This window comes from Erwinia sp. 2186 (assembly GCF_057812255.1).
Window position 1 is genome coordinate 1,335,348 of the sequence record NZ_CM173824.1, and the last position, 26,172, is coordinate 1,361,519.

The 26,172-nt window shown below is 57.1% G+C and carries 22 protein-coding genes; 15 read left to right on the plus strand and 7 right to left on the minus strand.

Going from position 1 to position 26,172, the window contains the following annotated elements:
• Positions 1-2: 2 nt before the first annotated feature.
• From ACXKZG_RS06115 to ACXKZG_RS06125, 3 genes are all read left to right on the plus strand, one after another.
• Complete coding sequence (locus ACXKZG_RS06115) at positions 3-1,331, plus strand: M20 family metallopeptidase (protein WP_488875852.1); 1,329 nt, start codon at positions 3-5, stop codon at positions 1,329-1,331.
• Between the two features lie 63 nt (positions 1,332-1,394).
• Positions 1,395-1,973: a GDP-mannose pyrophosphatase NudK gene (gene nudK / locus ACXKZG_RS06120; RefSeq protein WP_488875853.1), complete on the plus strand. Its 579-nt coding sequence runs from the start codon at positions 1,395-1,397 to the stop codon at positions 1,971-1,973.
• A 657-nt stretch (positions 1,974-2,630) separates the two neighbouring features.
• The gene (locus tag ACXKZG_RS06125; RefSeq protein WP_488876233.1) at positions 2,631-3,722 is read left to right on the plus strand and encodes a DUF1176 domain-containing protein; all 1,092 of its coding nucleotides are present in this window, start codon (positions 2,631-2,633) and stop codon (positions 3,720-3,722) included.
• A 138-nt stretch (positions 3,723-3,860) separates the two neighbouring features.
• Here ACXKZG_RS06125 and tkt read toward each other — a convergent pair whose 3' ends face one another.
• The 3 genes from tkt to rpiB form a co-directional block, all read right to left on the minus strand.
• The gene (gene tkt / locus ACXKZG_RS06130) at positions 3,861-5,861 is read right to left on the minus strand and encodes a transketolase (RefSeq protein ID WP_013203331.1); all 2,001 of its coding nucleotides are present in this window, start codon (positions 5,859-5,861) and stop codon (positions 3,861-3,863) included.
• Between the two features lie 25 nt (positions 5,862-5,886).
• The gene (tal, locus tag ACXKZG_RS06135; protein ID WP_013203330.1) at positions 5,887-6,837 is read right to left on the minus strand and encodes a transaldolase; all 951 of its coding nucleotides are present in this window, start codon (positions 6,835-6,837) and stop codon (positions 5,887-5,889) included.
• Between the two features lie 319 nt (positions 6,838-7,156).
• A complete protein-coding gene (gene rpiB / locus ACXKZG_RS06140) occupies positions 7,157-7,615 on the minus strand; it encodes a ribose 5-phosphate isomerase B (RefSeq protein WP_105760893.1) in 459 nt (152 codons plus the stop codon).
• Positions 7,616-8,030: 415 nt separating this feature from the next.
• Here rpiB and ACXKZG_RS06145 point away from each other — a divergent pair, with 415 nt between their 5' ends.
• The 7 genes from ACXKZG_RS06145 to maeB all read left to right on the plus strand — a co-directional run bounded on the left by ACXKZG_RS06145 (position 8,031) and on the right by maeB (position 17,260).
• Positions 8,031-9,371 carry an MFS transporter gene (locus tag ACXKZG_RS06145; RefSeq protein WP_471719739.1) on the plus strand — a complete coding sequence of 447 codons (1,341 nt, stop codon included), beginning with the start codon at positions 8,031-8,033 and terminating at the stop codon, positions 9,369-9,371.
• A complete protein-coding gene (locus tag ACXKZG_RS06150) occupies positions 9,368-11,119 on the plus strand; it encodes a dihydroxyacetone kinase family protein (protein ID WP_134822537.1) in 1,752 nt (583 codons plus the stop codon). The genes ACXKZG_RS06145 and ACXKZG_RS06150 overlap by 4 nt, the downstream gene beginning before the upstream one ends.
• Positions 11,119-11,913: a triose-phosphate isomerase family protein gene (locus ACXKZG_RS06155; RefSeq protein ID WP_488875854.1), complete on the plus strand. Its 795-nt coding sequence runs from the start codon at positions 11,119-11,121 to the stop codon at positions 11,911-11,913. Before ACXKZG_RS06150 ends, ACXKZG_RS06155 begins: the two co-directional genes overlap by 1 nt.
• Positions 11,898-12,704, plus strand: a complete 807-nt coding sequence (locus ACXKZG_RS06160; protein WP_346566337.1) for a sugar phosphate isomerase/epimerase family protein — start codon at positions 11,898-11,900, stop codon at positions 12,702-12,704. Before ACXKZG_RS06155 ends, ACXKZG_RS06160 begins: the two co-directional genes overlap by 16 nt.
• Positions 12,705-12,708: 4 nt before the next feature.
• Complete coding sequence (locus tag ACXKZG_RS06165) at positions 12,709-13,566, plus strand: phosphogluconate dehydrogenase C-terminal domain-containing protein (RefSeq protein ID WP_488875855.1); 858 nt, start codon at positions 12,709-12,711, stop codon at positions 13,564-13,566.
• 154 nt (positions 13,567-13,720) lie between these two features.
• Complete coding sequence (locus tag ACXKZG_RS06170; RefSeq protein ID WP_013203323.1) at positions 13,721-14,683, plus strand: sugar-binding transcriptional regulator; 963 nt, start codon at positions 13,721-13,723, stop codon at positions 14,681-14,683.
• 297 nt (positions 14,684-14,980) lie between these two features.
• Positions 14,981-17,260, plus strand: coding sequence for an NADP-dependent oxaloacetate-decarboxylating malate dehydrogenase (maeB, locus tag ACXKZG_RS06175; protein ID WP_346566340.1), 2,280 nt, complete (start codon positions 14,981-14,983; stop codon positions 17,258-17,260).
• A gap of 60 nt (positions 17,261-17,320) precedes the next feature.
• Here the strand turns inward: maeB and hemF are convergent, their stop codons facing one another.
• Together hemF and amiA are read right to left on the minus strand one after the other, a co-directional pair.
• Positions 17,321-18,229, minus strand: coding sequence for an oxygen-dependent coproporphyrinogen oxidase (gene hemF, locus ACXKZG_RS06180; protein WP_206403781.1), 909 nt, complete (start codon positions 18,227-18,229; stop codon positions 17,321-17,323).
• A gap of 50 nt (positions 18,230-18,279) precedes the next feature.
• On the minus strand, positions 18,280-19,158 hold the full coding sequence (amiA, locus tag ACXKZG_RS06185) for an N-acetylmuramoyl-L-alanine amidase AmiA (protein ID WP_134822531.1): 879 nt from the start codon (positions 19,156-19,158) through the stop codon (positions 18,280-18,282).
• A 211-nt stretch (positions 19,159-19,369) separates the two neighbouring features.
• On the opposite strand from amiA, the gene ACXKZG_RS06190 reads away from it, so the two are divergent.
• The 4 genes from ACXKZG_RS06190 (at position 19,370) to ACXKZG_RS06205 (ending at position 21,943) form a co-directional block, all read left to right on the plus strand.
• Complete coding sequence (locus ACXKZG_RS06190; RefSeq protein WP_013203319.1) at positions 19,370-19,795, plus strand: GNAT family acetyltransferase; 426 nt, start codon at positions 19,370-19,372, stop codon at positions 19,793-19,795.
• A 56-nt stretch (positions 19,796-19,851) separates the two neighbouring features.
• Positions 19,852-20,298 (plus strand): DUF2919 domain-containing protein, encoded by a 447-nt coding sequence (locus tag ACXKZG_RS06195; RefSeq protein WP_013203318.1) that lies wholly within the window; start codon positions 19,852-19,854, stop codon positions 20,296-20,298.
• A 115-nt stretch (positions 20,299-20,413) separates the two neighbouring features.
• The gene (locus ACXKZG_RS06200; protein ID WP_013203317.1) at positions 20,414-21,031 is read left to right on the plus strand and encodes an RpoE-regulated lipoprotein; all 618 of its coding nucleotides are present in this window, start codon (positions 20,414-20,416) and stop codon (positions 21,029-21,031) included.
• Positions 21,032-21,046: 15 nt separating this feature from the next.
• Entirely contained in the window at positions 21,047-21,943 is an 897-nt protein-coding gene (locus ACXKZG_RS06205) for a Dyp-type peroxidase (RefSeq protein WP_346566344.1), read from the plus strand.
• Positions 21,944-22,007: 64 nt separating this feature from the next.
• Here the strand turns inward: ACXKZG_RS06205 and xylB are convergent, their stop codons facing one another.
• Together xylB and xylA are read right to left on the minus strand one after the other, a co-directional pair.
• On the minus strand, positions 22,008-23,471 hold the full coding sequence (xylB, locus tag ACXKZG_RS06210) for a xylulokinase (protein WP_013203315.1): 1,464 nt from the start codon (positions 23,469-23,471) through the stop codon (positions 22,008-22,010).
• A 17-nt stretch (positions 23,472-23,488) separates the two neighbouring features.
• Positions 23,489-24,808: a xylose isomerase gene (gene xylA, locus ACXKZG_RS06215; protein WP_013203314.1), complete on the minus strand. Its 1,320-nt coding sequence runs from the start codon at positions 24,806-24,808 to the stop codon at positions 23,489-23,491.
• Between the two features lie 353 nt (positions 24,809-25,161).
• Here xylA and xylF point away from each other — a divergent pair, with 353 nt between their 5' ends.
• Positions 25,162-26,157, plus strand: a complete 996-nt coding sequence (gene xylF / locus ACXKZG_RS06220; protein WP_053144461.1) for a D-xylose ABC transporter substrate-binding protein — start codon at positions 25,162-25,164, stop codon at positions 26,155-26,157.
• Positions 26,158-26,172 lie beyond the last annotated feature (15 nt).

Below are 26,172 nucleotides of genomic sequence, written 5' to 3' on the forward strand. Positions count from 1 at the left end.
TTATGACATTAGCACAGCAGATTGCGCGTCACGTTGAGGCCAACACCGATCGTCTGGTGCAGACGCTTTGCGATCTGATCGCCTTCCCATCGATCGTCAAAGTCGATCCGCGTGAAGCCGGGCCGGGCGAGCGTGGCTGCCAGCTTTACCTTCAGCAACGGCTGCAGGCATTAGGCATGACCACCGATCTGTGGGATCCCGATGGCCCGGCGCTGTACGCCAAATACCAGGGCCGACCGGGCGCCAATAAAGGCCGCACCTTTGAAGGGCGGCCGAATCTGGGCGGGATTCTGGCGGGCAGCGGCGGCGGGCGTTCAATCATGCTCAACGGCCATGTCGACGTGGTGCCGCCGGGTGCTGCGGAGCACTGGCACACCGATCCTTTTACCCCGGTGGTGAAGGACGGTGCGGTGTATGGACGTGGCTCGGTAGATATGAAAGGCGGCGTCACCTGCATGTTGATGGCGCTGACGTTTCTCAAAGAGTTGAACATTCCGCTGGCCGGTGATGTGGTTTTCACTACGGTGGTAGACGAAGAGATTGGTGGCATGGGATCGCTGGCGATGGTCGATCGCGGCTTTAAGGCCGATGCCGGGATCATGACCGAACCCACCGCCAACCGCATCGCGCCGATCTGCCATGGCGTGCTGTGGGGCAAAATTGTGCTGGAGGGCATCGGCGGCCACGCGGAGTTGACGCCGAACGCCTGGAACAGCAGCGGGCCGGTCGACGCCATTATGCTGTGCCGCCAGATGCTCGATGCGATAGATATTCTGAATCGCCGCTGGCAGACCGACCCACGCAAAAATCATCCATTGATGGATCTGCCGAATCAGATCATCGTCACGCAGCTGAAGGCCGGTGAGCATCCGGCGTCGATCGCCGGACGGGCCGAAATCATTATTGACGTGCAGTATCTGCCGGCGGAAAAGGATCAATTCGGTCTCGGCGGCCACGTTAAGGCCGAGCTGGAAGACTATCTGGCGCGGGTCTGCGCGGTCGATCCCTATTTGCAGCAGCATCCGGTGCGCATTGAATGGATCCTCGATGCCGACTGCGCGGAAGTGCCCGCCGACCATCCTTTCGTCACCACCTTCCAGTCAGCGGTCACCGAAGCGGCAATGCCGCCGGCGCTGGTCGGCTTTGGTGCACACAGTGATATTGGCCTGCCGGGATTATTCGGCACGCCGACCGTCAACTTTGGCCCCGGCGACCCGGCGTTATGCCATCAGCCCAATGAACATGTTCCGGTGGCTGACCTGCTTGCCTGCACCACCGCCATCGCGCTGGCGATCGCCCGCTGGAGCGGCCCGCAACAAAGCCCGAATTAGGATAGTTTTCCGCAAAGCCTGGCCGTATGATGACAGGCTCCTTAAAAACGCAATGGAGCCTGTATGTCAGCCAAAATCGAAGTGATTAAGAATAAAATCCTGTCAGAAAACTGGTTCGTTTTGCGTAACTTTACTTACGATCTTACCGCCAACGATGGCTCCACTATCCGCCACAAGCGCGAGGTTTATGACCGCGGCAATGGCGCGACCATCCTGCTGTATAACCGCGAAAAAAACAGCGTGATCCTCACCCGTCAGTTCCGTATTGCGACCTTTATTAACGGCAATGAAACCGGCATGTTGATTGAAACCTGCGCCGGGCTGCTGGACGATGATTCGCCGGAAGACTGCATCCGTAAGGAAGCGATTGAGGAGACCGGCTACGAGGTCGGCCACGTTGAGAAGCTGTACGAAATGTATATGTCGCCGGGCGGCGTGACCGAACTGATCCACTTCTTCGCCGCAGAATACAATGATTCCCTGCGCGCCAATGCGGGCGGCGGCGTGGATGATGAAGATATCGATGTGATGGAAATTCCTTTCCCCAAGGCCTGGGCGATGGTCAAAGAGGGGCGCATCAAGGACGGCAAAACGGTGATGCTGTTTCAGCACGCCTTGCTGGAAGGCTGGCTAAAACTGTAACCCTCTCTGACCGGCTTACGCGGAGAGTATCGCGGCCGGACTTTTCCCAGATAGCGGCAGCTAAACTGCCGCGTCATGCCGCTATTGTTGCAAAATAAAGTCAACATTTGCCGGGGCACACCAACCCGATTAATCAGATCGACTCTCTCTCAGCATACTGATAATTAAAAGCTCACTTAGGCTAATAGCAAATACGGGAACAAGAACATCAGCAATTTTCGGATGTCCTTAATAAAGATTTTCTTTGCCGGAAAAAAGCATGAGGCGTTTAAACAAGCGCTAAACGCATATCCCTTCAGTAAATAAACCGGATCAATGAATTAACCCCAGTTAAGTCATTTTCTGATGGGAAGGTGATTAATTTAAATCATTGAATGGCAATGTTTTTAAGTCCGCAGCTTGAACCACATCACATTATTTCGCTATTGTGGCACGGTGCCGCAGAGAAATAGTCGGCTACGGTCTTATTGCCGAATCAGAATAACATGACCGCTTTTGACCGAATGCGTGGATTTGACTGATTTAACGTTTTACTAACACTGTCCGAAAAATCCGATTGAGCTGCCCGCCTGCAGACGTCATCATAGCGGTATCGAATTTTTGATCTTATCCGCACGTTTCCGTCGCCATTACGTCACCCTGGGATACACGTTTTCAATGCCTTACTGGATGAAATTACCTTTTGCTTCGCTGCTGCTGTTTGCTGCTTCGCTACATGCCGAGCCGCTGCAAAAAGTCTTTTCCGGCTGGCAGATTACCTGCAATAACCTTAATGGTTGTGTGGTGCGTAATTTCCCCGGCGATGATGGCCTGGTGATGACCCTCAGCCGTAATGCCGGAATTAATGACCGGCCGCTGCTGCGCATTGATTATGGCAACCGCTATACCGGTGAGCTGAAGGGCGCCGCGCTGAAGGATAACCTGCTGCTGGACGGGCAGCGACTGAAGCCCGACCTGAAGCACTGGGAAGTAGAACCCCATCATCTGACCACCGCGCATAACATCTCCATCGATGAGTTTCTGGCGCAGGTGATGGACGCGGATAATATCCAGTTGCTGTACCGGCCAAACGCCACCATTTCCCTGCACGGGCTGAAAGCGGCGCTGCTGCTGATGGACGACGTTCAGGGACGGGTTAATGGCATGAGCGCCTGGATTAAGCGGGGCGATCGTGCGGCGATGGATGTGCCGCCTGAGCCGGCGATGCCTGAAATCATCCCGCCGCCGCGTCCGCCTTTACCGCTGACGCGCGAAGAAACCACCGGCCTGATTGATTTTGGAACCTGGCGGATCAATACCGATGAGTGCTCGCTGGATCCGCAACGTCGTGAAGTCAGCGTCGCCCCGTTATCCGATCAGAAAGCGCTGCTGCTGGTGAGCTGTGAGATGGGAGCGTACAACGTCATCGATCTGGCTTTTGAAGTCAGCCGCAGCGAACCCTATATTGCTAAGGGCATCACGCTGACCTTGCCGTTTGTGCCGCCTGGCCACGGTGATAAGCAGCTGGAATTGATTAACGCTGAATATGACGCCAACTCGGGAGAGCTGCTGACCTTCAGCAAGGATCGCGGGCTGGGAGATTGTGGCACCGCGTCACGCTGGCAGTTCAACGGACGTCAGTTTGTGCTGGCCGAGTTCGCGGAAGAGGGCACCTGCGACGCCTGGCACGGCAGCGATGACTGGCCAACGCTGTGGACCAGCAAAACCTTGCCGGTGACGCCAACCGGTAATGTGGAAATGACGCCTTAACTTCCCCGCGCGAAGCCCGGTGATAAAGCCAACGGAGCCGCTTCTCGCGGCATAAAAAAAGCCCGGCAATCAGATTGCCGGGCTTTTTGTTGTCCATCAGCGATCGCCTTCAGTCAGCGATCGTGACGGTCAGTCACCTCAGTGAGGTTTCAGCAGTGCTTCAGCATGGCTGACGATATTCTCAACCGTGAAGCCAAACTCGTTAAAAAGCTTATCGGCAGGCGCTGACTCACCAAAGGTGGTCATGCCGACGATAGCGCCGTTCAGGCCAACATATTTGAACCAGTAATCTGCAATGCCCGCTTCCACCGCAACACGCGCGGTGACGTTGGATGGCAGCACCGATTCACGGTAACCCACTTCCTGCTTATCAAACAGCTCGGTCGACGGCATCGATACCACACGCACTTTATGGCCGCTTGCGGTCAGTTTCGCCGCTGCGCCCAGCGTGATTTCCACTTCTGAACCGGTGGCAATCAGGATCACTTCCGGCGTACCTTCGCAATCTTTCAGCACGTAAGCACCACGAGAGATGTTGTCGACCTGCTCTTTACTACGCTCAGGCTGCAACAGGTTCTGACGTGACAGGATCAGCGCGGTTGGCCCATGATGGCGCTCAACGGCATGTTTCCACGCCACGGCGGTCTCAACCTGGTCACACGGACGCCAGACGCTCATATTTGGCGTGACGCGCAGGCTGGCAAGCTGCTCAACCGGCTGGTGCGTCGGGCCATCTTCGCCCAGACCAATCGAGTCATGGGTATAAACCATAATCTGACGGGCTTTCATCAGCGCGGCCATACGCACGGCGTTACGGGCATATTCCACAAACATCAGGAAGGTCGCGGTGTACGGGATAAAGCCACCGTGCAGCGCCAGACCATTGGCAATGGCGGTCATACCAAATTCGCGCACGCCGTAGTGAATATAGTTACCGGCATGGTCTTCTTTGATCGACTTAGAGCCAGACCAGATGGTCAGGTTACTTGGCGCCAGGTCAGCGGAGCCGCCCAGATATTCCGGCAGCAGCTTACCGTAAGCTTCCAGCGTATTTTGTGACGCTTTACGGCTGGCAATTTTCTGCGGGTTAGCCTGCAGTTCAGTAATGAACTTCTGCGTTTCCTGCTCCCAGACGTCCGGCAGATCGCCGGCCATACGGCGTAAAAACTCTTTCGCCAGTTCCGGATGCGCAGCTTGATAAGCAGCAAATTTCTCGTTCCACGACTTCTCGTATTTCGCACCGGCTTCTTTGCCATCCCATTGGGCATAAATGTCTTTCGGGATTTCAAAGGCAGGGTAGTTCCAGCCGAGCTGCTTACGGGTCAGCGCCACTTCTTCAGGGCCCAGTGCGGCACCGTGCGCTTCTTCCTTACCGCCTTTGTTCGGCGAACCAAAACCAATTACCGTTCTGCAGATAATCAGTGAAGGCTTGTCGGTAACGCTTTGCGCTTCTTTGATGGCATTTTTGATGGCATCGGCATCGTGACCATCAATTTCGTGGATCACATGCCAGTTGTAGGCTTCAAATCGCTTGGCGGTATCATCGCTGAACCAACCTTCCACTTCGCCATCAATCGAGATGCCGTTGTGGTCATAGAAACCGATCAGTTTACCCAGACCCAGCGTACCGGCCAGAGAAGAGACCTCATGGGAAATCCCTTCCATCAGGCAGCCATCGCCCATGAAGACGTAGGTGTTGTGGTCGACGATATCGTGACCTGGGCGGTTAAACTGCGCGCCCAGCGTACGTTCCGCAATCGCCATACCGACCGCATTCGCCAGACCCTGACCCAGCGGGCCGGTGGTGGTTTCGACGCCCGGCGTGTAGCCGTATTCCGGGTGACCTGGCGTTTTAGAGTGCAGCTGACGGAAGTTTTTCAGCTCTTCAATCGGCAAATCGTAGCCGGTGAGGTGCAACAGGCTGTACAGCAGCATTGAACCGTGGCCGTTAGACAGGATAAAACGGTCGCGATCGGCCCACAGTGGGTTGGTCGGGTTGTGATGCATAAACTCGCGCCACAACACTTCGGCGATATCTGCCATGCCCATTGGGGCACCTGGGTGACCGGAATTGGCTTTCTGCACCGCATCCATACTCAATGCACGGATGGCATTAGCCAGTTCTCTACGTGAAGACATATTTTTCTCCCTGGTTATTGAGTGTTTACAGCTTGGCGGACAGCACGTCTTCCAGCTTCTGCTGGTCAACGGCGAACTGACGAATACCTTCTGCCAGCTTGTCATTCGCCATCGGATCCTGATTGTGCTCCCAACGGAACTCGGCTTCAGTCATCGGCGTTGGCTGGTTAAAGGCCTCGGTTGACGGCTTCAGCTTACGCTCAACCGGCGCATCGCTGGCCTGCAGTTCTTCCAGCAGGTTAGGGGAGATAGTCAGACGATCGCAGCCGGCCAGTGCCAGGATCTGCTCAACTTTACGGAAGCTGGCACCCATGATCACCGTGTTATAGCGATGCTGTTTGTAGTATTCGTAGATGTTGCGTACGGACACTACGCCCGGATCTTCATCAACGACATACGGGTCGATCGGCTTGCGGCTGTTGTACCAGTCAAAGATACGGCCCACAAACGGCGAAATCAGGAACACGCCGGCTTCAGCACAGGCGCGCGCCTGGGCGAAGGAGAACAGCAGCGTCAGGTTACAGTTGATGCCGTTCTTTTCGAGTTCTTCCGCAGCGCGGATACCTTCCCAGGTGGAAGCCAGTTTGATCAGGATGCGCGAACGGTCAATGCCGTTGTCTTCGTACATTCTGACCAGCTTCTCAGCCTTGGTGACACACATACCGCGATCGAACGACAGACGTGCATCCACTTCGGTTGAAACGCGTCCTGGAACGCTTTTCAGAATTTCCATACCGAGGTTAATCGCGACCTTGTCGCTGGCATTGATGATCTGAGTCTCTTTGCTGCCGCCCTGTTTTTTGGCGTAGTCGATAGCGTCGGTAATCAGGTGTTTGTAAGAATCGAGGCTGGAGGCTTTCAGGATCAGAGACGGGTTGGTGGTGGCATCTTCCGGGTGATAATTGCGGATGGATTCGATATCGCCACTGTCAGCCACCACGGTGGTGTATTGTTTCAGTGCGTCTAGCTGGTTCATCTCTTGGCTCCTTGATGTGCAATCTGCATACGTTTACGACCCTTGCGGACAACGTGGGCTGAAGGCCAACTATCCAGCCTTGAATCTTCTCATAAGGGGGAATTTTCAGTGGCTAACAGCCGGTCTGCCCGACAGGGTTTTCTGTTCTCAGGCCAAACATTGCATCAGACGTCCTGTAATAGAAATGCGTTTTCTCTGATTATTGCAATGGGTTCGCCCAATGGTCAGGCCGCGCGGACGAAAAAAATGCCGCACTTTTCAGTGTAGCACTTCCCTGGGATTTCGTGATGGCGCGCACGGTTGCCCGCCAACGGCAGGCTTATTTCGCGACGGCGTGCTGCTCGTAATAGCTGATTTTATCGACCTTCTCCGACGAACCGCCGCCCTCAAATTCCGAATTCAACCAGCTGGATACAATCGATCGCGCCAGTTCAGGGCCGATCACTCGCGCACCCAGCGTCATCACCTGCGCATTGTTACTTTTGCGGGCGCGCTCGGCGGAATAGGTATCGTGGCACTGCGCCGCACGAATGCCCGGCACCTTGTTGGCGACGATCGCCATGCCAATGCCGGTGCCGCAAATCAAAATCCCACGCTCATGCTTGCCGTCTTTAATGGCATTGGCCAGCGTCCAGGCGATGTCCGGGTAGATCGGTTTATCGGTCTGCGCATCATTACTGTAGTCGCTGACATCCAGATTCAGCGTCTGAAGGTACTGTTTAATCAGGTTTTTTAATTCCAGCGCCGCATCATCAGCACCAATTGCAATAGAAGTCATAGGTTACTCCACGGGTAAGGGGGCCGCTGGGCATCCTGACGTCAGGAAAACCGGTCGACGGCGAACTGCTATTACCCTCGCATAAAAATGCTCATATGTTCAATAGATGTTCTTTTGTTTTTTTTGATCGTGAGATTAATATGCGAGGTATGGTGACGAGTGTCGCTTAATTGCGCTTTTATTCGGCGGAAGTCGGAAAAATGAAAGGTTTTGAGGTCGCTCACACTTTTGTGATTGTCCCGTGGGCAATGAGCATTGATACAGGTAGTGTTCATATGTTCACGCATTGATGCAATGCACAAGAAGACCCACTGAGGACTCAAACCATGCGTCAAATTCACTTTCAACCAGGTTCATCGCCCTACACAACGTTAGCCGTTTCTTCCTTGATGCCGGTGGCAAAAGGGGTCGTGGCATGACAACTCATCTGCAATCGGCCGTCGAAAAGTCGGCTATCCGCAAAGTCTCAATGCGGTTGGTGCCCTTTGTGGCGCTGATGTTTTTCATCAACTTCCTTGACCGTACGGCGATCTCTTTCGCCGGGCCAAACGGCATGAGCGAGGATCTGGGGCTGCACGCGGCGCAGTTCGGCCTCGCCTCGGGCATCTTCTTTATTGGCTATATCCTGCTGGAGGTGCCAAGCAACCTCGCGCTGCATCGCTTCGGCGCACGCAAGTGGCTGGCGAGGATCATGGTCAGCTGGGGCATCGTCTCGTTACTGTTTACCTGGGTAAGCAGCGTCGAAGGCTTGTACACCTTGCGGATGCTGCTGGGCGTGGCGGAAGCCGGCTTCTTCCCGGGTGCCATTCTGTTCCTGAGCATGTGGGTACCGGCGCGCCATCGCAGCAAGGTGCTGTCGCTGTTCTATCTGGCCCAGCCGCTGACGGTGGTGTTTGGTGCACCGCTGGCCGCCGCGCTGATCGAACAGCATGGCCTGTTTGGTTTATCCGGCTGGCGGGTGATGTTCCTTGGCGTGTCGATCCCGGCCATCGTCATCGGTATCGTCACCTGGTTCTATCTGGCCGACTCGCCGCGTCAGGCTAAGTGGCTTAACGCCGAAGAGAAAGCGTGGCTGAGCAGCGAGCTGGAAAAAGAGCGTGACCAGAAGCAGGGCAACGCCCATCCAGGCCTGCGCAGCGTGCTGTTTAATGGCCGCGTGTGGATGCTGTGCCTGATCTACTTCGGCTTCATCTATGGCCTGTACGCGCTGGCCTTCTTCCTGCCAACCATTATCTCTGGCTTCCAGCAGCAGTTCGGCACCTCGTTTAACGTGATTGAGAAAGGGCTGATTACCGGCGTGCCGTACATCTTTGCGGCGGTGGTGATGTTCTTCTGGTCGCGTGATGCGTCACGTCGTGGCTGCAAAACCTGGCATATCGCGCTACCGGCCCTGACCGGTGCTATCAGCGTGCCGCTGGCGCTGTATATGGACTCGCCGATGGCGACCATTCTGGTGATTTCCATCACCGCCAGCTCAATCTTTGCTGCCTTACCTAATTTCTGGACTTTACCTACGCAGTTCCTGACCGGCGCTTCAGCAGCCGCGGCAATTGCCCTGATTAACACGCTGGGCAACGTGGCCGGATTCTCAGCGGGCTATCTGACCGGGATGCTAAAAGACGCCACCGGCAGCTACACCGTGTCGATGATGGTGGTCGGCGGCTTTATGTTGCTCTCCGCCGTGTTGATGCTGTTGCTCAACGCCAAACGTTCAGGAATGCAGTCTGCCCGTCTTTCACAGGAGCCTTCACAATGACCTATCTCTTTAACCAACCCTCTGCGTTTGCCAATGAACTGATTGAAGGGTTTGTGGCGGCGAATGCGGACAAAGTGCGTCAGGTGGCGGGCGGCGTGGTGCGCAGCACGCGCAGCAAGCCGGGCTGTGTGGCGATTGTTATCGGCGGCGGCTCCGGGCACTACCCGGCATTTTCTGGCCTGGTCGGGCAGGGGATGGCGCACGGTGCGGCGATGGGTAACCTGTTTGCCTCACCTTCCGCTCAGCAGATTTATAACGTGGCCCGCGCGGCCGACAATGGCGGCGGCGTGTTGCTGGCGTTCGGCAACTATGCCGGCGATGTGCTGCACTTCGGCCAGGCCTGTGAGCGCCTGAAATCCGAAGGCATTCCCTGTGAACTGCTGGCGGTCACCGACGATATCTCCAGCGCGTCGCTGTCCGAGCAGGAAAAGCGACGCGGCGTCGCCGGTGATTTAGCGGTATTTAAAGCCGCTGCCGCCGCGGCTGAAGCGGGTTACTCGCTGGCCGAGGTCACCCGGCTGGCACGCCATGCCAACCACCGCACCCGTTCCCTCGGCGTGGCCTTTTCCGGCTGTACGCTGCCCGGCGCCAGCCAGCCGCTGTTTGAAGTGGCGCACGGCACCATGGCATTGGGAATGGGCATCCACGGCGAACCGGGCATCAGCGAATGTGCCATTCCACCGGCCGATACGCTGGCGGAGCTGTTTGTTGAGCACCTGCTAAAAGAGTGTCCGCAAGAGATTGGCGAACCGCGCGGTCAGCGCGTGGCGGCGATCCTCAACGGCCTTGGCTCGGTAAAATATGAAGAGCTGTTTGTGGTCTATCGCCGCGTTGCCCAGCTGTTGAAAGACGCCGGACTGGAAGTGGTTGAACCCGAGGTGGGTGAGTTTGTCACCAGCTTCAATATGGCCGGCGCGTCATTAACGCTGGTGTGGCTGGATGACGAGCTGGAAACCTTCTGGCGCGCGCCGGCCAATGCCCCGGCCTTCCGCAAAGGCAGCGTGCTGGTGGCTGAACCGCTGAGCGCAGCCGAACTGATTTTGCCGCAGGTGGATGAGGTGCCGAACGCCTCGCAAGCGTCACAACAGTCCGCGCGCTGCGTGCTGGCGGTGGTGAAGGCGATGGCAGAGGTTATCTATCAGCATGAAGAAGAGCTAGGCCGCATCGATGCGGTGGCCGGTGACGGCGACCACGGCATTGGCATGGCGCGCGGCGTGACCGGTGCGGTGGAAAAAGCGGTCGAAATGCACCAGCGCCACGCGGGCGCCGGCACCTTACTGTGCCGCGCTGCCGATGCCTGGGCGGATAAAGCTGGTGGCACCTCGGGCGCGTTGTGGGGCGTGGCGTTAACCGCCATTGGCTCCGCGCTGGGTGACGCTGAGTCGCCGAATGCGCAACGCGTGGCGTTGGGCGTGCAGCATGCCAAAGAGGGCATCATGCACTTTGGTAAGGCCAAGGTCGGTGATAAAACCCTGGTCGATGTGCTGGTACCGTTCAGCGAAACGCTGAGCGCCCGCGTTGAGGCCGGTGATTCGCTGAATGATGCCTGGGCCGCCGCCGCGAAGCAGGCGACGCTGAGTGCCGAAGCCACCCGTCAGATGGTGCCGAAAATGGGCCGCGCCCGTCCGCTGGCCGAAAAAAGCGTCGGCACGCCGGATGCCGGTGCCGTCTCACTGGCGCTGATCGTTAACAGAATTCATCAGCAGCTGACCGCGCAGACCGAAGCCCGCCTGCAGGGAGTGCACTGATGACACAGCCGCGTATAACGCTGGGCGTTAGCCTGAAGATGTATTTCAGCTATCAGCAGACGCTGGCGTGGAGTCAGGCGGTCGCGGCCATTGCCCGCAACCATCCGGCAATAATCAGTGGTGAGGTGGCGCTGTTTGTCCTGCCCGCGTTTCCCGCGTTGCCGCCGGTGCTTGAGGCATTTGCCGGCAGCAATGTGCTGGTCGGTGCGCAGGATCTGTGTCAGGAAGATAACGGTGCCTGGACCGGTGAAGTCAGCGGCGCGATGCTGGCGGAAATGGGCTGTGGCTTCGCCGAAATCGGTCATGCCGAGCGCCGTCGCTACTTTGCCGAAGACGACAGGCTGATTGCCGCCAAGCTGGCCGCTTCGCTGCGCAATGGCCTGACGCCGGTGCTCTGTCTGGGTGAATCAGAACAGGGCACCAGTCAGGAGGCGATTGCCGTTTGTCGTCAGCAGCTGGACGCTTATCTGCTGACGGCCCGCCAGCAACAGCTTTCCGGCCACATCGTTCTGGCCTATGAACCGCAGTGGGCGATTGGCGCGGCCACCTCCGCGCCCGACGATTTTATCGCTGAGGTCTGCCACGGCCTGCGTGCGTTCAGCGGGCTGGGGGAATTCACCTTCAGCGTGATTTATGGCGGCAGCGCGGGGCCGGGCTTATTACGCCGTCTGGGTCACCACGTTGACGGTTTGTTCCTTGGACGCTTTGCCCATCAGCCGGCGGCACTGGCGTCAATTATTGATGAAGCCGCCGAACTGGCTACATCTCAGGAGGCAGCATGGCAACAGGCTTAAGCACCTACGCCTATTTCTGGCGGATGTCAGAAAAAGTCCCGGCACCGATGTCCCTGCAACAGGTCCTGCAGCACACCGCTGAAATAGGCGTGTCGCTGTTCCAGATTTGCGACTATCCGCAGATTGAAAGCTGGAGCGCGGCGCAGCTTCAGGCGCTGCGTCAGCAAGCTGACCAGCTGGGCATGGCGCTTGAGCTGGGCACGCGTGGCCTGCAGGCCGGGCATCTGCAACGCTACCTCGAACTGGCCGATGCGCTTGAAGTGACCGTATTGCGGTCAATGTTCAACAGCGCGACGTCACGACCGACGCTGGCCGAAGCGGGCGCGATGATCGAAACCGTGCTGCCAAAATTTGAGCAGCAGCAGGTCAAACTCTGTCTGGAAACCTACGAGCAGGTGCGCAGCGCCGACATGATGTCGGTGATCAACCGCTTCGACTCCCCGTCTCTGGGCGTATGTCTCGATCCGGCTAACTGCGTGGCCGCGCTGGAACTGCCTGAACAGGTGATTGAAAACACCGTCGATCGGGTACTGAACCTGCATATCAAAGATTTTGCTTTCTCGCGTCAGGATGGCTGGGTCGGCTTTACCCTCGCCGGCAGTCCGATGGGCGAAGGCTTACTGAATTATCGCCAGCTGATTGAGCGCGTGCGCCCGGACAGCAGAGGCATCAACCAAATCGTCGAGCACTGGTTACCCTGGCAGCAGGATGCGCAACGCACCTGCCAGCTGGAACAGCAGTGGACTCAACAAAGCGTCGATTATTTAGCGAAACATCAATTCCAGGAGTGATTTTATGAGCACACAATTAAAAACAATTACCGTTATTGGCGCCGGCGGCAAAATGGGCATGCGCATCTCAGCCAATCTGCAAAAAAGTGATTATCAGGTCTTCTATTGTGAGAGCGCGCCACAGGCGCAGGAACAGGTCACCGCCCAGGGCCGTGAACTGTCAGCCGCTGAATCGGTGGTGCCGGTCAGTGATGTGGTGATCCTCGCGGTGCCGGACATCGTGTTGGGCAAAGTGTCTGAAATCGTGGTGCCGCAGATGAAAACCGGCGGCATCCTGTTAACGCTGGATCCGGCTGCCGCCTATGCCAACCTGATCGCCCAGCGCGACGGCATTGAGTACGCGGTTGCGCACCCTTGCCATCCCTCGGTATTCCTCGAGCGTTACACCAAGGAAGAACATGCCGATGCGTTCGGAGGTGTGGCCGCCATCCAGCACATTGCCGCATCCTATGAGACCGGCAGCGACGCGCAAAAAGCCCAGCTGGGCAAGGTGGTCAGCGTGATGTACGGCCCGGTTGAGGAAGTGCACTGGGTAACGGTGAAGCAGCTGGCCTATCTGGAGCCAACGTTAGTGGAAACCGTGGCCTGTATGGTCGGTGCCTTTATGAAAGAAGCGCTGGACGAAACGGTCAAGCATTCTGGCGTGCCGGAAGCCGCTGCGAAAGCGATGCTCTACGGACATATTCAGATTGCGCTGGCGGTGGCTTTCCGCGCCACCAACCCGTTCTCGGATGCCTGCATGATCGCCATGGAATATGGCCGTGAGAAGATTGTGAAACCCGACTGGAAGCAGATTTTTGACGAGAAAGAGCTGGATATCGTCATTGCCCGTATGCTGAAAATTGACGCAATCCGCCGCTAATTGTGAGCGTCCCCCGGGCAAGAATGGGCAATCATTGGCTCATCGCCGGGGGAAAGTGGTATAAATCCGGTCTATACCGTGCGGGCGGCCCGAGTGCCGCCCGGGCTTTGTTGCCCGCCAGGCACCGACTTATCTCCAGCTCAAGAGAACCCGGATGGAAAAGAACTCGCCTTCTCAGGATACAGAACTGCTGACGGAAATTGCCGTTGCCTACTATCAGGACGAAATTACCCAGGAAGAGATCGCGCGTAAATTCGGTATTTCCCGCATCAAAGTGGGTCGCTTGCTTAAGCGGGCCAAGGAAGAGGGCATTGTTGAAATCAACGTGCGCTATCACCCGGTGTTCAGTACCCGCCTGGAACAGCAGCTGCTTGAGCGCTTTCCGCTGCAACGTGCCTTAATCGCTTTGGATTATCAGGATGAAGAAGAGCAGCGCCGTCAGGTTGCGGCGCTGGTTTCCGCGCATCTGGCGCAGACGCTGAAGGATAACGCGGTGGTCGCCGTGGGACAGGGACGCAATATCGCCGCGGTGGCCGATCATCCCGGCAACGTGCCGATCCGCAACTGCCACTTTATCAGCGGCATTGGCGGCACCCATCGGCCTGGCGATGCGATCAACGCCGACCATATCAGCCGCCGTCTGGCGCGCAAGTTCGGCGGCATCAGCGAAACGCTGTATGCCCCGGCCTACGTGGAAAACCGCGCGCTGAAAGAGTCCTTTATGCAGAACGGCACCATTAAAGAGACCCTCGATCGCGCCCGCAAAGCCGATATTGCGCTGGTCGGCATTGGTGACATGAACGAGAACAGCTATATGGTGAAGCTCGGCTGGTTTACGCCGCATGAAATTATTGATGCCAGCCTGAATCAGGGCGTCACCGGGGATGTGGCGGGCTATGACTTCTTTAATGCGCAGGGCCAGCACGTTGATACGGTGATGAACGATCGGGTGATCGGTTTGAGTATCGAAGAGCTGCGCAAAATACCCTGCGTGATTGCCATCGCCTCGGAAAATACCAAAGCCATGGCCATTCTTGGCGCGTTAAGAACCGGCGCTATCGATATTATTGCCAGCTCGGCACAGAACATCCGCACCTTGCTGAATATGACCAAGTAACGCTGGAACGCGCGCGGATATCGCGGCGTTCAACGATAGCCCTTTCCTCGCTGATTTACTCTGCAGCAGCCTTTATGGCTGCTCTGCCTTTTCTCCCCCCCGCAGGCATTTATCCCGTCTTTGAAGGCACCACGTTGCTGACGCCGGGCGGGTTTTATTCGCTGTTGCTGATTACTGGAAACCATTTCCATAAAACCCCACTTCCTGGCGGTTTTATGCACTGCTTCAAGTTTTGCCCGGCGAAGCCCTTTTATACTGACGCGTTGACTCCCTCCGTAGAAAACAAGGATCCTGATAATGGACGAACAACTGAAGCAGAGTGCGCTCGATTTTCATCAGTTCCCGGTTCCGGGAAAAATTCAGGTCTCACCGACGAAACCCCTGGCAACACAACGCGATCTGGCACTGGCGTACTCGCCAGGCGTGGCGGCGCCCTGTCTGGAAATTGCCGCCGATCCGCTCGCCGCCTTTAAGTACACCGCGCGGGGAAATCTGGTGGCGGTGATCTCTAACGGCACCGCCGTGCTGGGGCTGGGCAATATCGGTGCGCTGGCAGGTAAGCCGGTGATGGAAGGGAAGGGCGTGCTGTTTAAAAAGTTCGCCGGCATTGACGTGTTCGATATCGAAATAGATGAGCTGGATCCCGACAAGCTGATCAACGTGATTGCCGCGCTGGAGCCGACCTTTGGCGGCATCAATCTGGAAGATATCAAAGCGCCCGAGTGCTTCTATATCGAAAAGACGCTGCGTGAGCGGATGAATATCCCGGTATTCCATGACGATCAGCACGGCACCGCCATAATCTGTACCGCCGCGGTACTCAACGGGCTGCGGGTGGTGAAGAAAACCATTTCCGACGTGCGGTTGGTGGTTTCCGGCGCCGGTGCGTCCGCCATCGCCTGCATGAATTTGCTGGTGGCGTTGGGAATGCAAAAACACAACATCGTGGTCTGCGACTCCAAAGGGGTGATTTACCAGGGGCGCGAAGCAAATATGGCCGAAACCAAAGCGGCCTATGCGGTGCAGGACAGCGGCAAACGCACGCTGGATGAGGTGATTGAAGGTGCCGATATCTTCCTGGGCTGTTCGGGTCCCGGCGTGATGTCGCAGGAGATGGTGAAAAAAATGGCGCGCGATCCGCTGATCCTCGCGCTGGCCAATCCAGAGCCTGAAATTCTGCCGCCGCTGGCAAAAGCGGTGCGGCCGGATGCGATTATCTGTACCGGACGTTCTGACTATCCCAACCAGGTGAATAACGTGCTGTGCTTCCCGTTTATTTTCCGTGGCGCGCTGGATGTCGGTGCGACGGCGATAAATGAAGAGATGAAGCTGGCTGCGGTGCATGCTATCGCCGAACTGGCGCTGGCAGAGCAGAGTGACGTGGTGGCTTCCGCCTATGGCGATGAAGAACTGGCGTTTGGCCCGGATTACCTGATCCCCAAACCCTTCGATCCACGGCTGATTGTGCAGATAGCGCCGGCGGTGGCCAGGGCGGCGATGGATTCCGGCGTGGCGACGCGGCCGATTGAGGATATGGACGCCTATCGCGAAAAGCTCAGCGAGTTTGTTTATAAAACCAACCTGTTTATGAAGCCGATCTTTTCGCAGGCGCGCAAAGATCCGAAACGGATTGTGCTGGCGGAAGGCGAGGAAGCCAGAGTGCTGCATGCCACCCAGGAGTTAGTCTCGCTGGGGCTGGCGAAACCAATCCTGATCGGCCGCCCGAGCGTGATCGACATGCGGCTGAAAAAGCTGGGGCTGAAGATTGAAGCCGGAAAGGATTTTGACGTGGTGAATAACGAATCCGATCCGCGTTTCAAAGCCTACTGGAGCGAGTATTACCAGATTATGAAGCGGCGCGGCGTCTCGCCGGAACAGGCCCAGCGCGCGGTGATCGGCAACCCGACGCTGATTGGCGCAATTATGGTACATCGCGGTGAAGCGGATGCGCTGATCTGCGGCACCATTGGCGACTTTAAAGAGCATTACGAGGTGATTGAAAAGCTGTTTGGCTTCCGCGAAGGCGTCAGGGTCGCCGGAGCGATGAACGCGCTGCTGTTGCCTGCCGGCAACACCTTTATCGCCGATACTTACGTCAATGAGGATCCCACGCCGGAACAGCTGTGCGAGCTGACGCTGATGGCGGCGGAAACCGTGCGCCGCTTTGGTATTGAACCGAAAGTTGCGCTGCTCTCACACTCCAGTTTCGGCACCTCCAACGCGCCGGCCGCCTGTAAGATGCGGGAAACGCTGGCGCTGGTGAAAGCGCGCGCGCCGGAGCTGGAAATAGACGGTGAGATGCATGGCGATGCGGCGTTAGTGGAAAGCATCCGTCAGGAGTTGATGCCGGACAGCCCGTTAAAAGGCGCGGCGAATATCCTGATTATGCCGAACGTCGAGGCGGCGCGGATCAGCTACAACCTGCTGCGCGTTTCCTGTTCGGAAGGGGTGACCGTCGGTCCGGTACTGATGGGGATTGCCAAACCGGTGCATGTGCTGACGCCAATCGCCTCGGTCAGGCGTATCGTTAATATGGTGGCGCTGGCGGTGGTTGAGGCGCAAACGGCACCGTTATAAAGCCGCAGGCTGAAGAGGATGCAAGGGGCGATAAGCGTGTTATCGCCCCTTTTTTTTAGCTTAAATCCAGTCTTTCACCGGCAGGAAATCGGTATAGAGCGCGGCTTCCGGGGTGCCTGGCTGCGGCGCGTAGTCATACTCCCAGCGCACCAGCGGCGGCATCGACATCAGGATCGACTCGGTTCGCCCACCGGTTTGCAGACCAAACAAGGTCCCGCGATCCCACACCAGATTGAACTCCACGTAGCGGCCACGGCGGTACAGCTGGAAATCCCGCTCACGTTCGCCCCAGCTCAACCCCTTGCGGCGTTCGATAATTGGCAGATAGGCCTGCAAAAAGCCTTCGCCCACCGCCTGAGTAAAGCGGAAGCAATGGTCAAAGTCAGGGGTATTCAGGTCGTCAAAGAACAGCCCGCCGATGCCGCGCTGCTCGTTGCGGTGCTTGATAAAGAAGTAGTCGTCGCACCACTTTTTATAGCGCGGATAGACATCTTCACCAAACGGCTGGCAGAGATCGCTGGCCGTCTGGTGCCAGTGCACGGCGTCTTCGGCGAAGCCGTAATACGGGGTCATATCGAACCCGCCGCCAAACCACCACACCGGATCGGCACCGGGCTTCTCGGCAATAAAGAAGCGCACGTTGGCATGGCTGGTCGGCAGATAGGGGTTTTCCGGGTGGATCACCAGCGACACGCCCATCGCTTCAAAGCTGCGGCCTGCCAGCTCCGGGCGGTGTGCGGTGGCAGACGCCGGCATTTGATCGCCATGAACGTGGGAGAAGTTAACGCCGGCCTGCTCGAATATCGCGCCGTTGCGTAGCACGCGGCTTCGACCGCCGCCGCCGCCTTCGCGGTCCCAGCTGTCTTCTTCAAAATTTGCCTTGCCGTCAGCCTGGGCTAACTGCTGGCAAATGCTGTCCTGTAATGTGAGCAGAAACTGCTTCACCTGGGCGAGGTCGGGTGCGTTCATGGCTTACCTTGCTGATGAAAATTGACGCGCGGAGTATACGCCAAAATGGGTCAGCTGGGGCGTCTGTTATTGGCATCGAACTCATTAAAGTAGCTGACGATGCCGCCGACAATCGCCGTGGCGATTTTTTGCCGGAAGGCGGTGGTGCCTAACAGACGCTCCTCAGCCGGGTTGGTAATAAAGGAGGTTTCCACTAACACCGACGGGATCGAAGGGGACTTCAGCACGGCAAACGCCGCCTGTTCGGTATGCTGGCTGTGCAGGTGATGCACCGGACGGATTTGGCCCAGCACGTGTTTGCCCAGCGTCAGGCTGTTTTTAATGGTGTCGGTCTGTACCAGGTCGAACAGCACCTGCTGCAGATAGTGGTCTTTATCGGCGGCTTTGACGCCACCGACGTCATCGGCGGCATTTTCACGCTGCGACAGGTAGCGCGCCATGCTGCTGCTGGCCCCGCGATTGGACAGGGCAAACACCGAGGCACCGTTGGCATCGGGGCTGGTAAAACCGTCGGCGTGGATCGACATAAACAGGTTCGCGCCGTGCTGATGGGCGATTTCGACACGCTCACCCAACGGAATAAAGTGGTCGGACTCGCGGGTGAGCCGCGCTTCGATATGCGGATGGTCGTTGAGCATGGTGCGGATATGATTGGCAATTTCCAGCACCACATGCTTCTCTTCGGAACCCTCTTCGCCCACCGCACCGGAGTCAATGCCGCCGTGGCCCGGATCGATCATCACGATTTTTTTACCGTTGGCGGACGGCGGTGGCGGGGTGTTGGCTTTAGCCCGTGCCGAAGCGAGTTTTAGCGACGCGCTTTCCTCTTTCGCCCTTGCCGGTTTATTGACCAGTAAAGCCAACGCCAGGCCGGAAAGCAGCAGCTGACGTCGGGAAGTTAACGGGGTCATCTGGCCAAACTTTTTCATCAACACATCCTCAGGGCACAAAGTGCTTATTGTTATATCGTAACAATAGCTCCCGCGCGAGGAGGGAACTATTTCAACTTTTTACTTTCCATTTCAGCAGGCTAACAGATGGGCTCGGGCGTTTTTTTCGCTCTTAATGGTGGTTGAGGCTTGCACCGCCGAAAGAAAGCGTGATAATCAGCAAATTGTGGTTAACATCTGGGGCAACGCCATGGAAATTCGCGTATTTAGCCAGGACGATTTTGAAGAAGTGATTACCCTGTGGGAGCGTTGCGATCTGTTACGTCCCTGGAACGATCCGGAAATGGATATCGAGCGTAAGCTCAATCACGATCCCGATCTGTTTCTGGTGGCGGTCGTCGGTGGGGTAATTGTCGGCACGCTGATGGGCGGCTACGACGGTCATCGTGGATCGGCTTATTATCTCGGCGTTCATCCCGATTATCAGGGCCGTGGCTTTGCTAATGCGTTGATCAACCGGCTGGAGAAAAAGCTGATCGCCCGCGGATGTCCGAAAATCCACGTGATGGTGCGTGAAGAAAATGATGCGGTAATGGGCTTTTATGAAAAGCTCGATTATGAAGCGGTGGACAGCGCGCTGCTCGGCAAACGCCTGATCGAAGATCGCGAATATTAATCGCTCGGGTGGCGCGGTGTCACCCGACGTTCCTGCCTGTGATGTGAAATAACCTGATGTATTCCCCTGACGATTACGATGCCCGAGGCCAGCTGCGATTACCGCTGGGCTTCTGGGCGATTTTGCTGTTACAGGCCCGCACCTGGGTGCTGTTTGTGATGGCTGGCGCCTCGCGTCAGCAAGGGACTTCGCTGCTGGCGTTATTCTATCCTGACACCCATGCCTTCTGGCTGGGGCTGGGATTAGGCGTGCCCGCCGCGCTGGGCCTGCTGTTAACCGGCTATCGCCAGCGCGCACCGAAACTCTGGCAGGCCTGGCGCTGGGTGCTGATGCTGACCCTGGTGGCGATGCTGGCGTTGCAGGCCTTCACCCTGTGGCACGGCGACGACGCCGTTTCACCGCTGGTGATCCTGTTTACCGGTTTTGACCTGCTGGCGCTGTACTGGCTGGCTTTCAACCGGCGGTTAAAAGCCTGTTTTGATCCTGCCAGCAATATGGCATAAACCTGTCGCCTGGCGCTTTCAGGTTTTTATCCCACTCTGTGAGCCGGATAAAACTTTTTCACGGATTAACACTCCAACCAGTTCAGACGTTTTAGTCACCATGACAGGAGTTGCAATGAAATCTGTTCGCCCGGCACTGATCGCCGTCGCTTTGCTGTTGGCCGGTTGCGCCAGTTCAGGCCCTTCACCCCAGCCGTCCAACGGCGCGACCTGGTGGAATCCGCTGACCTATTCGTGGTCCAGCCTGGCGCCATGGCACTGGTTTGGCTCCTCGCTCACCGTTGAAGAGCAGGGTGTCGGCACGCTGAATGGCAGCACCGCCATGACCGAAGAGGCTATCAGTGACGGCCTCAACGGCAACTATCAGGTGCGCAAAGGGATGCGCAGTGATAATGGCAACGTGGTGACCTTCTTCCAGGCCGTGAAAGATGCCAAGGTTAAGGTGGAAGTGAGCGGGCAGTCGACCGTCGACCGTATTGAGGTGACCGACAGCAGCATTGCCTCCGCCGACGGCAATAAAATCGGTACGCCGTTCAGCGATCTGTTCCGCAAAGCCTTCGGCGCCTGCCAGAAAGGCACCGGCAAAGACAGCGACGGCGTGGAGTGTAATGCGCCAGGCAGTCAGCATATCAGCTACGTCTTTACCGGCGAATGGCACGGTCCGGAAGGCCTGATGCCGTCGGATGAGGCGCTGCAGAAATGGACCATCAGTAAAATCATCTGGCAAAAATAGCAGGAGAGCCACACCATGTCCCAGTCCCAGAGCGGCATTTTATTAGAACATCGCCGTTTTGCTGTTTACCTTGAAGCGATGATGCAGGGCGATTTAGCCGCCTTTCGTCAGGGTATTCCTCTTTTCCTGCAGCAGCTTGAGCAGTTGCAACAGCGCTGGCCGGATGCGGGACTGGGTGCGGTTATCGCCTTTGGCCCGGCGTTATGGAACGATCTGAACCCTGCAAACAGCACTGCTGAGCTGAAAGACTTTCAGCCGCTGGGGAAGGGCATGGCACCCGCCACGCAGCGCGATCTGCTGATCCATATTCAGTCCTTACGCCATGACGTGAACTTCAGCCTGGCGCAGGCGGCGGTGGCGGCATTTGGCGGAGCGATTACCGTGGTGGAAGAAACCCACGGTTTCCGCTGGGTGGAAGATCGCGATTTAAGCGGCTTTGTTGATGGTACGGAAAACCCGCAGGGCGAGCAGCGGCCGATGGTGGCACTGATTGGCGCAGGCGAAAATGCCGGTGGCAGCTACGTCTTCAGCCAGCGCTGGGAACATAATCTGAAGATGTTTAACCGCATGGCGGTGAATAAGCAGGAGCAGATTATGGGCCGCACCAAAGAGAGCAATGAAGAGCTGGAAGGCGACGACCGCCCGGCCACGTCGCACGTGGCCCGTGTCGACCTGAAAGAGGACGGCAAAGGCCTGAAAATTCTGCGCCAGAGCCTGCCATACGGTACGGCCAGCGGCACCAACGGGCTGTTCTTCCTCGCCTATTGCGCCACGCTTTACAACATTGAAAAGCAGCTGTTAAGCATGTTCGGCGAGCTGGACAATAAGTTCGATGCCATGCTGCGCTTTACCAAGCCGGTCAGCGGCAGCTATTTCTATGCGCCTTCTCAGCAGCAGTTAGCCGCCCTGTAATACGCAATAAGCCCCTCACGAAAGGGGCTTAATTCCCTGCTCACAGATCCTTCCTCAACCGGCATTACTCCTCAGTCATAAACGGCAACAGCGCCTGATACAGCTGGCGGAAGGTTTCCCGCTGTTGGGCATAATGCTGATGATTTTCCGCATCCGGCGTATGGCGTTGTTCCAGCGGCAGCTCGGGCAACATCTCGCTGAGCGGCTTGTGAGGATTGATCGCGATTTGCGCCAGCCTGGCCGCACCCAGCGCAGGACCCACGTCACCGCCGGTGCGGTACTCCAGTGCATGTCCGCAAATATCCGCCAGCATCTGCCGCCACCAGGCACTTCGCGCACCGCCGCCGATCAGCGTGATGCTGCGCGGTTGCAGGCCGCTGGCATGCAGCGCATCCATGCCGTCCGCCAGCGCAAAACCCACCCCTTCCAGCACGGCGCGCGCCAGATGTTCGGCACCGTGCTGATGCGTCAGCCCCCAGAAAGCGCCTTTCGCCTGCGGATTGTTATGCGGCGTGCGTTCTCCGGAAAGGTAGGGCAGGAACCACACCGGCGCATCAACCGGTTTGGCCTGCTCCGCCAACGTAAGCAGCGTCGGCACATCGCGAATATTGGTCAGCTTGCAGGCCCAGTCCAGGCAGGACGCCGCGCTCAGCATGACCGACATCAGATGCCAGGTTTCCGGCAGCGCATGGCAGAAGCTGTGCACCGCACTTTCCGGATTGCTCCTGAAGCCGTCGCTCACCGCGAAATAAACCCCCGAGGTGCCAAGTGACAGCATGGCCTGGCCCGGCTGATACAGCCCAACGCCAATCGCGCCGGCGGCATTATCGCCACCGCCCGCCACCACCGGTAAGCTACCCGCCAGCCCCCAATGCTCGGCGAGTTCGGCGTGCAGCTTGCCGGTTATCTGGTTGCCCTCAAACAGCGCAGGCATGGCGTTGCGGGACAGGCCGCAGGCGGACAGCAGTTCATCGCTCCAGTCACGCTGACGGACGTTCAGCCACATCGTTCCCGCCGCATCGGACATATCGCTGGCGAATTCACCGGTCATCCGCCAGCGCAGGTAATCCTTCGGCAGCAGCACTTTGTCGATCTGGCTGAAAATCTCCGGCTCGTGCTGCTTCACCCACAGCAGCTTGGGCGCAGTGAACCCCGGCATCATCACGTTGCCGGTGATATCACGCGAGGCCGGAACCGCCTGTTCCAGTTCCCGACATTGCGCCGCGCTTCTGCCGTCGTTCCACAGGATCGCCGGACGTAAGATCTGCTGGCGCGCATCCAGCAGCGTGGCGCCGTGCATTTGTCCGGTCAGGCCGATGGCCTTCACCTGCTGCAAATCCTGTTGTTTCGCCAGCGCCTGCATCGCCTTATCCGTTGCCTGCCACCATTCAGCAGGCGACTGCTCGGACCATAATGGCTGCGGGCGTGAAATCGTCAGCGGCTCACCGTGCGTGGCAAGCAACTGCCCGCTTTCACTGAGCAGGATAGCCTTCACCCCGGAGGTGCCGAGATCGATGCCGATATACATAGGGACGTGTCCTTGTATTAACCAAACAGATAGCGATTCACCAGATTCTCCAGCTTTTCCTGATGACCGCTCTGATGTTGTGGGGCCAGGTTATGATCGCCGGCGTATTTCGCCAGCGCATCCAGCGACAGCTTGCCTTGCAGGATCTGCTGGCCCAGCTCGCCGTTCCAGTTGGCGTAGCGTTTGGCGACCAGCTGATGCAGCTCACCCTCTTCAATCATCTTCGCCGCCACCTTCAGCGCCAGCGCCATGGTATCCATGCCACCAATATGACCATAGAACAGATCGTATTTATCGGTGCTCTGACGGCGGACTTTGGCATCAAAATTGAGGCCGCCGGTGGTAAAGCCGCCCGCTTTAAGAATTTCAAACATCACCAGCGCATTTTCTTCGACGCTGTTCGGGAACTGATCGGTATCCCAGCCGAGCTGAGGATCGCCACGGTTGGCATCGACCGAGCCGAAGATCCCCAGCGCAATCGCTGTGGCAATCTCATGATGGAAGGAGTGGCCGCCGAGGGTGGCGTGGTTCGCCTCGATATTCACCTTGATCTCTTTTTCCAGGCCAAACTGCTTCAGGAAGCCATACACCGTCGCCACGTCGTAATCATACTGGTGCTTGGTCGGCTCCTGCGGTTTCGGCTCAATCAGCAGCGAGCCCTGGAAGCCAATTTTATGCTTATGCTCAACCACCATCTGCATAAAGCGGCCGATCTGCTCGCGCTCCTGACGTAAATCGGTGTTAAGCAGGGTTTCATAACCCTCGCGTCCGCCCCACAGCACGTAGTTTTCGCCGCCCAGTTTCTTCGTTGCGTTCATCGCGGTGAACACCTGAGTCGCTGCCCAGCTGAACACTTCCGGATCGGGGCTGGTGGCCGCGCCTGCGCCATAGCGGGGATGGGTAAAGCAGTTGGCGGTGCCCCACAGCAGCTTGACGCCGGTGGACTGCTGTTTTTCCGCCAGCACATCGCTCATCACCGCAAAGTTATTCAGGTAGGTCTTCAGCGAGTCGCCTTCCGGCGAGACGTCCACATCGTGGAAGCAGTAGTAAGGCACGTTCAGTTTCTGGAAGAATTCGAAGGCGACATCGGCCTTACGCTTTGCCAGCGCCAGCTGATCCCCCGCCTGCTGCCACGGCCGCTCGAACGCCCCGACGCCAAACATATCCGCCCCGGTCCAGCAGAAGGTGTGCCAGTAACAGGCAGCAAAACGCAGATGTTCATCCATCCGTTTGCCGAGGACGATCTCGTCGGGATTGTAATGGCGAAACGCCAGCGGGTTTTTACTGCCGGTTCCTTCAAAGCGAACCTGTTCAAGCTGATCAAAATAGGGTTGCATGGTTGACTCCTGGGTAGCTGGCCCGTCTGGCGGGATAGGGGCATCTTCGGAGTTCAGGGGCCGAACCACAATTACGTTATTTCACACTCAAATTCAGAGAATTATTAACTGTGCGTGAGATCTCATTATTCAGCGGAAAAAGTTAACTTCAGCCGGTGCCGCATTTTTAAATGCGCTGAAGGTGAATGACGACAGCAAAACATGACCGTGGTCATAAAACAAAAACTAAACCAAAAATCGTAATCAACGGGTAAGAATCAGTAATTGCTCAACCGGAAGCAATTGACAACAATCCGCTGGACGTTTCGTGACCTCTATTTCCCCGACACCATCAATAAAAAAGGGTAATAAAAATGAAATTCAAGCACCTCTTACTCTCTGCCTGCGCGCTGTTCGTGTTGGCCAGCCAGCCTGGGTACAGTAAAGAAATCAAAATCGGGATGGCGATTGACGATCTGCGTCTGGAGCGCTGGCAGAAAGATCGCGATATTTTTGTGAAGAAGGCCGAGTCGCTGGGCGCAAACGTGTTTGTGCAGTCCGCCAACGGCAACGAAGAGACGCAGATGGCGCAGATTGAGAACATGATCAATCGCGGGGTCGATGTGCTGGTGATCATTCCTTACAACGGCCAGGTGCTAAGCAACGTGATCAAAGAAGCCAAACGCGAAGGCATCAAGGTGCTGGCGTATGACCGGATGATCAACAACGCCGACATCGATTTCTATATCTCTTTCGATAACGAAAAGGTCGGGCAGCTGCAGGCGCAAAGCCTGGTACAGCGCGTGCCTACGGGGAATTACTTCCTGATGGGCGGCTCGCCGGTGGATAACAACGCCAAGCTGTTCCGTCAGGGGCAGATGACCGTGCTGAAGCCGCTGATCGATAGCGGGAAAATCAAAGTGGTGGGCGATCAGTGGGTCGACGGCTGGCTGCCAGAGAACGCGCTGAAGATTATGGAGAATGCGCTGACCGCCAACAATAACCACATTGATGCGGTGGTGGCGTCGAATGATGCGACCGCGGGTGGGGCGATTCAGGCGCTATCGGCCCAGGGGCTGGCGGGGAAAGTGGCGATCTCGGGGCAGGATGCTGACCTGGCGGCGGTGAAACGCATTGAGGCGGGCACCCAAACCATGACGGTGTATAAACCGATCAGCAAGCTGGCAGATGACGCGGCGAAAATTGCGGTGCAATTAGGTTCGGGCCAGCAGCCAGAAAGTAATGCCACATTAAATAATGGCGCTAAAGAGGTGAAGTCCTGGTTATTAACGCCGATTTCGGTCAATAAATCGAATATCGACAGTACCATTATCGCTGACGGATTCCATAAAAAAGCCGAATTAAATTGAACCCTCCGCAGCGAA

Bases quoted from the DNA above. Each gene is read 5' to 3' on its own strand.
- ACXKZG_RS06115 (WP_488875852.1), top strand. From the start codon at position 3: ATGACATTAGCACAGCAGATTGCGCGTCACGTTGAGGCCAACACCGAT.
- nudK (WP_488875853.1), top strand. From the start codon at position 1,395: ATGTCAGCCAAAATCGAAGTGATTAAGAATAAAATCCTGTCAGAAAAC.
- ACXKZG_RS06125 (WP_488876233.1), top strand. From the start codon at position 2,631: ATGCCTTACTGGATGAAATTACCTTTTGCTTCGCTGCTGCTGTTTGCT.
- tkt (WP_013203331.1), bottom strand. From the start codon at position 5,861: ATGTCTTCACGTAGAGAACTGGCTAATGCCATCCGTGCATTGAGTATG.
- tal (WP_013203330.1), bottom strand. From the start codon at position 6,837: ATGAACCAGCTAGACGCACTGAAACAATACACCACCGTGGTGGCTGAC.
- rpiB (WP_105760893.1), bottom strand. From the start codon at position 7,615: ATGACTTCTATTGCAATTGGTGCTGATGATGCGGCGCTGGAATTAAAA.
- ACXKZG_RS06145 (WP_471719739.1), top strand. From the start codon at position 8,031: ATGACAACTCATCTGCAATCGGCCGTCGAAAAGTCGGCTATCCGCAAA.
- ACXKZG_RS06150 (WP_134822537.1), top strand. From the start codon at position 9,368: ATGACCTATCTCTTTAACCAACCCTCTGCGTTTGCCAATGAACTGATT.
- ACXKZG_RS06155 (WP_488875854.1), top strand. From the start codon at position 11,119: ATGACACAGCCGCGTATAACGCTGGGCGTTAGCCTGAAGATGTATTTC.
- ACXKZG_RS06160 (WP_346566337.1), top strand. From the start codon at position 11,898: ATGGCAACAGGCTTAAGCACCTACGCCTATTTCTGGCGGATGTCAGAA.
- ACXKZG_RS06165 (WP_488875855.1), top strand. From the start codon at position 12,709: ATGAGCACACAATTAAAAACAATTACCGTTATTGGCGCCGGCGGCAAA.
- ACXKZG_RS06170 (WP_013203323.1), top strand. From the start codon at position 13,721: ATGGAAAAGAACTCGCCTTCTCAGGATACAGAACTGCTGACGGAAATT.
- maeB (WP_346566340.1), top strand. From the start codon at position 14,981: ATGGACGAACAACTGAAGCAGAGTGCGCTCGATTTTCATCAGTTCCCG.
- hemF (WP_206403781.1), bottom strand. From the start codon at position 18,229: ATGAACGCACCCGACCTCGCCCAGGTGAAGCAGTTTCTGCTCACATTA.
- amiA (WP_134822531.1), bottom strand. From the start codon at position 19,158: ATGAAAAAGTTTGGCCAGATGACCCCGTTAACTTCCCGACGTCAGCTG.
- ACXKZG_RS06190 (WP_013203319.1), top strand. From the start codon at position 19,370: ATGGAAATTCGCGTATTTAGCCAGGACGATTTTGAAGAAGTGATTACC.
- ACXKZG_RS06195 (WP_013203318.1), top strand. From the start codon at position 19,852: ATGTATTCCCCTGACGATTACGATGCCCGAGGCCAGCTGCGATTACCG.
- ACXKZG_RS06200 (WP_013203317.1), top strand. From the start codon at position 20,414: ATGAAATCTGTTCGCCCGGCACTGATCGCCGTCGCTTTGCTGTTGGCC.
- ACXKZG_RS06205 (WP_346566344.1), top strand. From the start codon at position 21,047: ATGTCCCAGTCCCAGAGCGGCATTTTATTAGAACATCGCCGTTTTGCT.
- xylB (WP_013203315.1), bottom strand. From the start codon at position 23,471: ATGTATATCGGCATCGATCTCGGCACCTCCGGGGTGAAGGCTATCCTG.
- xylA (WP_013203314.1), bottom strand. From the start codon at position 24,808: ATGCAACCCTATTTTGATCAGCTTGAACAGGTTCGCTTTGAAGGAACC.
- xylF (WP_053144461.1), top strand. From the start codon at position 25,162: ATGAAATTCAAGCACCTCTTACTCTCTGCCTGCGCGCTGTTCGTGTTG.